7 protein-coding genes and 2 pseudogenes are annotated in these 6,000 nt (G+C 32.1%); 4 read left to right on the forward strand and 5 right to left on the reverse strand.

Going from position 1 to position 6,000, the window contains the following annotated elements:
* Positions 1–40 precede the first annotated feature (40 nt).
* Entirely contained in the window at positions 41–919 is an 879-nt protein-coding gene (locus HMPREF3265_RS02840) for a CobW family GTP-binding protein (RefSeq protein WP_070860992.1), read from the forward strand.
* A 67-nt stretch (positions 920–986) separates the two neighbouring features.
* Here the strand turns inward: HMPREF3265_RS02840 and HMPREF3265_RS02845 are convergent, their stop codons facing one another.
* The 5 genes and pseudogenes from HMPREF3265_RS02845 to HMPREF3265_RS02860 all read right to left on the reverse strand — a co-directional run.
* Positions 987–1,514 carry a DUF3267 domain-containing protein gene (locus tag HMPREF3265_RS02845; protein WP_070860993.1) on the reverse strand — a complete coding sequence of 176 codons (528 nt, stop codon included), beginning with the start codon at positions 1,512–1,514 and terminating at the stop codon, positions 987–989.
* A gap of 86 nt (positions 1,515–1,600) precedes the next feature.
* Entirely contained in the window at positions 1,601–1,789 is a 189-nt protein-coding gene (locus HMPREF3265_RS02850; protein ID WP_053038053.1) for a hypothetical protein, read from the reverse strand.
* A gap of 233 nt (positions 1,790–2,022) precedes the next feature.
* Entirely contained in the window at positions 2,023–2,910 is an 888-nt protein-coding gene (locus HMPREF3265_RS02855; RefSeq protein ID WP_070860994.1) for a mechanosensitive ion channel family protein, read from the reverse strand.
* 186 nt (positions 2,911–3,096) lie between these two features.
* Positions 3,097–3,267, reverse strand: a complete 171-nt coding sequence (locus tag HMPREF3265_RS12540; protein ID WP_154230751.1) for a hypothetical protein — start codon at positions 3,265–3,267, stop codon at positions 3,097–3,099.
* Positions 3,264–3,885 (reverse strand): annotated as a pseudogene (locus HMPREF3265_RS02860) (tandem-type lipoprotein); the annotation flags it as partial. The pseudogene HMPREF3265_RS02860 and the gene HMPREF3265_RS12540, both read right to left, overlap by 4 nt.
* Positions 3,886–4,053: 168 nt before the next feature.
* On the opposite strand from HMPREF3265_RS02860, the gene HMPREF3265_RS12150 reads away from it, so the two are divergent.
* The 3 genes and pseudogenes from HMPREF3265_RS12150 to HMPREF3265_RS02870 form a co-directional block, all read left to right on the forward strand.
* Positions 4,054–4,212, forward strand: coding sequence for a hypothetical protein (locus tag HMPREF3265_RS12150; RefSeq protein ID WP_240556279.1), 159 nt, complete (start codon positions 4,054–4,056; stop codon positions 4,210–4,212).
* A gap of 95 nt (positions 4,213–4,307) precedes the next feature.
* Positions 4,308–5,609 (forward strand): NtaA/DmoA family FMN-dependent monooxygenase, encoded by a 1,302-nt coding sequence (locus HMPREF3265_RS02865; RefSeq protein WP_070860995.1) that lies wholly within the window; start codon positions 4,308–4,310, stop codon positions 5,607–5,609.
* 153 nt (positions 5,610–5,762) lie between these two features.
* Positions 5,763–6,000 (forward strand): annotated as a pseudogene (locus HMPREF3265_RS02870) (IS6 family transposase); the annotation flags it as partial.

Consider the following 6,000-nt stretch of genomic DNA (forward strand, 5'->3'; position numbering starts at 1 on the left):
ATCGTAACGTTGGTATCTCATTCAAAGTTAGGAGTTTATTATGGAAATCATTATTGTTGGAGGTTTCTTAGGCAGTGGCAAGACAACAACATTGAACCATCTAATTAAAGACGCATTGAATCATGATATAAAAACTGCATTAATTATTAATGAATTCGGAAAAATGAGTGTCGATAGTCAACTCATTCATCCAACTATTCCTATCAGTGAGATTGTAGAAGGCTGCATTTGCTGTGCTATGAAATCAAACGTTTCACAACAATTGCATGAAATATATTTAGAACATCAACCAGATCTTGTGTTTATAGAATGTAGTGGTATCGCTGAACCATTGGCCGTTGTTGACGCCTGTCTAACCCCTGTACTAGCTCCAATTACCACTATTAGAAGTATGCTCGGCATCATTGATGCAAAGTTGTACGAGAAGATAGAAACATACCCTAGAGATATTCAAGCGTTATTCTATGAACAGTTAAGTCATTGTTCTACATTATTTATGAATAAGATTGATATCGCTGATTTTAATCAAGTCGCTTGCTTATTAAGACATCTAGAGGTCATTAATGGAGACGCAAATATACAAGTAGGACAATGGGGAGAATTAGCGTTAAACACATTGTTAAACGTGAAACATTTAGATGTTAAACAAAGTGGTACACTACATCACGCCATCAATCATCAGTTAATAGATACGCCTCGCTCACAAACAAAAGCAGATTTCATTGAAAGGTTAACCCAACTCCCACAACAAGTATACCGTGTGAAAGGATTTGTGCGTTTTACAGATAGTAAATTGATACATTTAGTTCAATACGCTGAAGGAGAAATCGAATTAACACCCGTTCAATTTAAATCAGACGTCCCTTTATATTTGGTAGTCATTGGCAAGCACTTAGATGGTATAGAGTTGGTATTATAAAACTAAAAGCACCCAACAGGTCATTTAATGTTGGATGCTTTTAAAAAATTTATTAAACATATCTTAATTATGAACGGATAATAATGCCTTTATCCGTTGTTTCAATGGTTGCGTCTTTCGGGGCTTTAATCATTTTCCAAACCCAATAGAAATCACCAGCGCAACATCCTGCATGAAATGTGGCAAAGAAGAAAAAGAGCCCCCGTGGAAACCACCCTAAAAATAACGTCACTATAAATAGCATTGTGATAATGACAAACGGTGCAATACTACTAATTAAAAATGTGAGCGGTGTAAACGTTCCGCCTGGTATCGCACAATAAATCATACCGTTAGCTGCACCGAAATAGACTTTATTCTTAGGTGAAAAGAGTTTGAAAAATATCCCGTGAATACACTCATGAACAACAAACATAAGTACAATAAGAATAATCACGAATAATGCGTTAACTAACAAAGAATCAAAAAATTTAGGTGTATCCGAAAACTTCATAATAATATAAAAAATGATACCGAAAACGACAAAGCTAATATATGAATATATAGCTAGTTTATTCGCTAATTTTTTATCTTCTAACAAGTTAATTTCTTCCAAACATAACGCCCCTTTTGAAAGTTTTGTTACTACAATCGTAATATGATTTCGTGAAGTTCACAATGCATGGTTGTTTCATTTTTGATTTATTTTACTTTTAACTTTAAAGAAGCACTCTTATTATTCGCTTTATCTTTGGCATACATAACGAGTGTTGTTACTTTTTTCTGTGGTCTTATATTAATCGTAGGTTCTGTTGCAAAGTTAAAATTATATGCACATCTATACAAAACTATAAAAGCAAATATTGTTTTAACAGTAAAGCGTTTTGTCATCTTCATTCCTCTTGTTTAAATATAACTAAAGCCAGAATGAATAGTGTGTGTACAATGTATCAATACAAGATACTGTCTATGAAATTTCATACATGATGACTTTATAACAACTTTACTCAACAATGTTTTTCAAATCACTATCACTCATGACTTATCATAATAAAAATAAAGCATCCTTCACTTTGCGATGAGGGATGCTTTATGAATTTTCACATTAAAAATGAATCTGCAGACTATTCTTTTTTATTCAATTCTTTATCAAGTTTTACAAGTGTTGGTTTAGGAATATGAATGCCTTCTTCACTAAAGTATTGTATGACCTCTTTACGAAGCAAACGTTGTCCTGGAAAATGCATTCCGGGCTTAACATGTGCTAAAAGTTTAATCACCATTTCATTGCCATCAACACTATCTAAACCAAGTAATTCTGGTGCGGATACAAATATGTCATATTTATTCTTTAATGTAGGTAAAAATCTTAATAATTTCTCTTCTATTACTTTATAACTCTCATTTGGAGAAATCGGTATCATCACAATAGGTGAAACATCTGTAGCAGAATAATTGACTATTTCACTAATCATACCATTAGGTAATGTATAAATTTCTCCAGTATCTGATTGTATACGTGTTGATCTTAAACCAATCGTTTTAACTGTACCTTCAGCAATTGTTACCCCAGATGCATTAATTTGAACATAATCACTCACATCAAACTGTCCTTCAAATATAATAAAGAAACCAGTAATAATGTCTTTTACAATTGTTTGTGCTCCGAAACCAACGGCAACACCAACAACTCCAGCTCCTGCTAAAATTGCTGATACACTAATACCGAAACGTGAAAGTATTGACGTAAGGACAATAAACCATACGACATAACTTATTAAATTTTGAATCAATGTGGATAGTGTTTCACTTCTCTTAATTTTATGACGGTTCTTTTTCTTTTCATTAACGTTGAAAAATTTAGTAACTAACTTTCTTGATATCGCAATTACAATCATACCCATCAAGATATAAGCAAGTATAATTAAAAGATTAACCAAAAGATTTTGATAGAACTCTATTTTCATCATTGGCTCAAACAGTTTATATAATGTGTCCTTAAACTGACTCATAATAACAACATGACCTCCTCTTGTTAAAACAATCAATATTTTCAATGTACAAATCTTTATAGATAATGAGCAGTAAGTCATTTCTAAATATAACACTTATAAATAAACAAAGCACCCTTCACTTTGTGATGAAGGATGCTTTATGAATTTCCATATAAAAAATTATCTTAGGACTACTGATTATTTTCAGTCACTTCCAGGTGTAATCATAAAACCATCCATCGAATAACCTTGCCATTTTTTCAAACTTTTATTATTCGCATTTTCTATTTCATAACTGATTTTGGATATTGAGCTGGTTTCTTTAGAATTACCTTTTATATTATCAGGTTTAATTTGATAATCTGTTTGACTCATGATTCATCATCCTCGCTAGGAGTGAATTGTACTGCATCTGTAAAAAATATATCCTCTTCTTTATTTTCTACAAAAGTAAATTCTAAATTTTTAGAACCTACGGATGATCCTTTTAAGTCGCCATCCCCTTTTAACAATAACTTAGGGGCTTGATTGGTTGGAATATCATATCTTTTTCTTAATTGTTTCACGTTATAGTCATTATTATTCAGTTGATATTTCGCAGAATAACTAGGAATATTAGGATTGTATGAAATATCCCCGTTTTTATAATCATTAATATCTTTAAAGTTGTCATATTGTACAAAAAATTTGAAGTTTTCTATTTCCTTTTTTAGTTTGTCATTAGGTATCGGCTTCGTTGGAATAATTTGATTGTGTTCCATTTTTACAGGATATCTCTTTTCATCATCTTTTAGTCTACCTTTACTGTCATCTGTTGTTTTCCTCACATAATAATAACCTTTAGGTTGTTCTAGTATTGCGATTAATATATAGAAACATACCTCTAGATTCCATGTACTTACCTTTTGGTTCAATTGTCATGATAGATCCAACTATCCATGTCCCTTTATACTTTTTATCAAACTCTTCATCACGATAACCCTCTTTATCATAAATTGGTAAACATTATATAAATCAACTTCTTAAACATCTACATATTACCCAACAATGAACATATAATACATTTAAGATGAAATTCAAATTTTATTTTACTTTCATAAATAATAAATAAAACCCGCATCACTTATGATACGCTTCTGCCTATCGGTTAATGTTGCGGGGATGTTACTGTATGCGAAAACGGATGAACAACTTGTACCTGATAATACGTTTCAGATGAGTGGTAATACGATTAGTGTCAAAACATTGGATTTAAATCAAGATTTTATTCATATTGCTAAACAACTAGATGATATTGTATATAATTATTTTAAGATATAAAATAGTTAGCAGATATTGTAAAATTTCAACAATCCATATACGATATATGCAAATTAAAATGACAGTTTTGACTTATAACAAAGGAGTTAATGACAATGAAACACATGCATTTATCTGTTTTATCTTATAGTACAGGTCTACATCCTGCCTCTTGGAGACTACCACATTCATATGTTGAAGAAGTTGGAGATATTGATTTTCAAATTAAGTTAGCGAAATTAGCCGAAAAAGGTAAACTAGATGCATTCTTTTTAGGTGATGGTCAATATATTTCTGGAGAAGAAACGGGACATATTTCTTATTATTTTGAACCACTAACGGCGCTTGCTGCCATTTCACGTGAAACACATTCAATTGGTTTGATAGGTACCATTTCTTCTTCTTTTTATGAACCTTATCTTGCAGCACGTATGCTTTCAAGTTTACATCAAATATCTCATGGGCGTATTGGGGCAAATATTGTAACATCTCAATTTGATTTAGAAGCACAAAACTACTCGATGCAAGCTTTACCACATCTTGAAAAACGTTATGAACGAGCAGATGAATTTATTAATGTAATGAAAAAATTATGGGAATCATTTACTGTAGAGGCTATCGTTAATCACAAAAACTCAGGAATTGGTTTAAATCATCAGTATATTCATCCACTTCATTATCAAGGAAAGTATTTTCAAGTTGCCGGAGCTATTAACATTCCAACACCAAAATATGGTCGACCACGTTTATTTCAAGCAGGAACTTCTATTCCAGGTCGTGATTTAGCAGTACGACACGTGGATGCTATTTTTTCAATTGCTTGGAATTTACAAGATGGCCAACAGTTCAGACAAGACATTCATCAACGTGCCATGGAAGAAAATCGTCAACCACCTCTTGTATTACCAGGTCTCACCGTTTATGTTGATGAGAATGAGAAGGACGCTTATAAACTTAAACAACAATTAGATGATATGATTCCACTTGAAAAACGCAAGAAACAATTATCTAAAGCCATTGGTCTAGATATAAGTGAATGGACACTAGATGAAGTCGTACCATCATTACCACCTTATGATGCATTAGAGAAAAAAGTTGTAAAATCTGTGTATGAAGCCGTACAGCGTGCTATTATGACCGAGCAACTTACCTTACGCGATGTATTAGATCGATTTGGTACTTGGGTAGGACATAAAACGATAGTGGGAACACCGGAACAAGTAGCGGATGAAATGATTGAATGGTTTGAAAAAGAAGCGTGCGATGGTTTTATGTTAATGTCACCAACATATCCAAACGCATTTGAAAAATTTATTGATTTAGTCATTCCAGTTCTTCAAGCGCGTGGCGTATTTAGAAAAGAATATGAAAGTCATATGTTAAAAGACCATTTAAATATAAATACAGAGAAAGTATAATTAAACTTCCTTTTATTCAATAGATATCATAAAAAAGACTTCCTCCATTAGGGGGAAGTCTAAAATGTTCTTCATATTATTCCATTTTAACTTTTGCGGTTCTGTTGCAAAGTTGAATTTATAGTATAATTTTAATAAAAAGGCGTCTTCTGTATGAACTATTTCATATATAAACAATTCAGTAAAGATGTTATCACTGTAGCCGTTGGCTACTATCTAAGATATGCATTGAGTTATCGTGATATATCTGAAATATTAAGGGAACGTGGTGTAAACGTTCCTCATTCAACGATCTACCGTTGGGTTCAAGAATATGCTCCAATTTTGTATCAGATTTGGAAGAAAAAGCATAAAAAACTTATTACAAATGGCGTATTGATGAGACGTACAT

This window comes from Staphylococcus sp. HMSC62B09 (assembly GCF_001839115.1).
GTDB classification, from domain to species: Bacteria; Bacillota; Bacilli; order Staphylococcales; family Staphylococcaceae; genus Staphylococcus; species Staphylococcus haemolyticus.

Bases quoted from the DNA above. Each gene is read 5' to 3' on its own strand.
- HMPREF3265_RS02840 (WP_070860992.1), top strand. From the start codon at position 41: ATGGAAATCATTATTGTTGGAGGTTTCTTAGGCAGTGGCAAGACAACA.
- HMPREF3265_RS02850 (WP_053038053.1), bottom strand. From the start codon at position 1,789: ATGACAAAACGCTTTACTGTTAAAACAATATTTGCTTTTATAGTTTTG.
- HMPREF3265_RS02855 (WP_070860994.1), bottom strand. From the start codon at position 2,910: ATGAGTCAGTTTAAGGACACATTATATAAACTGTTTGAGCCAATGATG.
- HMPREF3265_RS12540 (WP_154230751.1), bottom strand. From the start codon at position 3,267: ATGAGTCAAACAGATTATCAAATTAAACCTGATAATATAAAAGGTAAT.
- HMPREF3265_RS12150 (WP_240556279.1), top strand. From the start codon at position 4,054: ATGTTACTGTATGCGAAAACGGATGAACAACTTGTACCTGATAATACG.
- HMPREF3265_RS02865 (WP_070860995.1), top strand. From the start codon at position 4,308: ATGAAACACATGCATTTATCTGTTTTATCTTATAGTACAGGTCTACAT.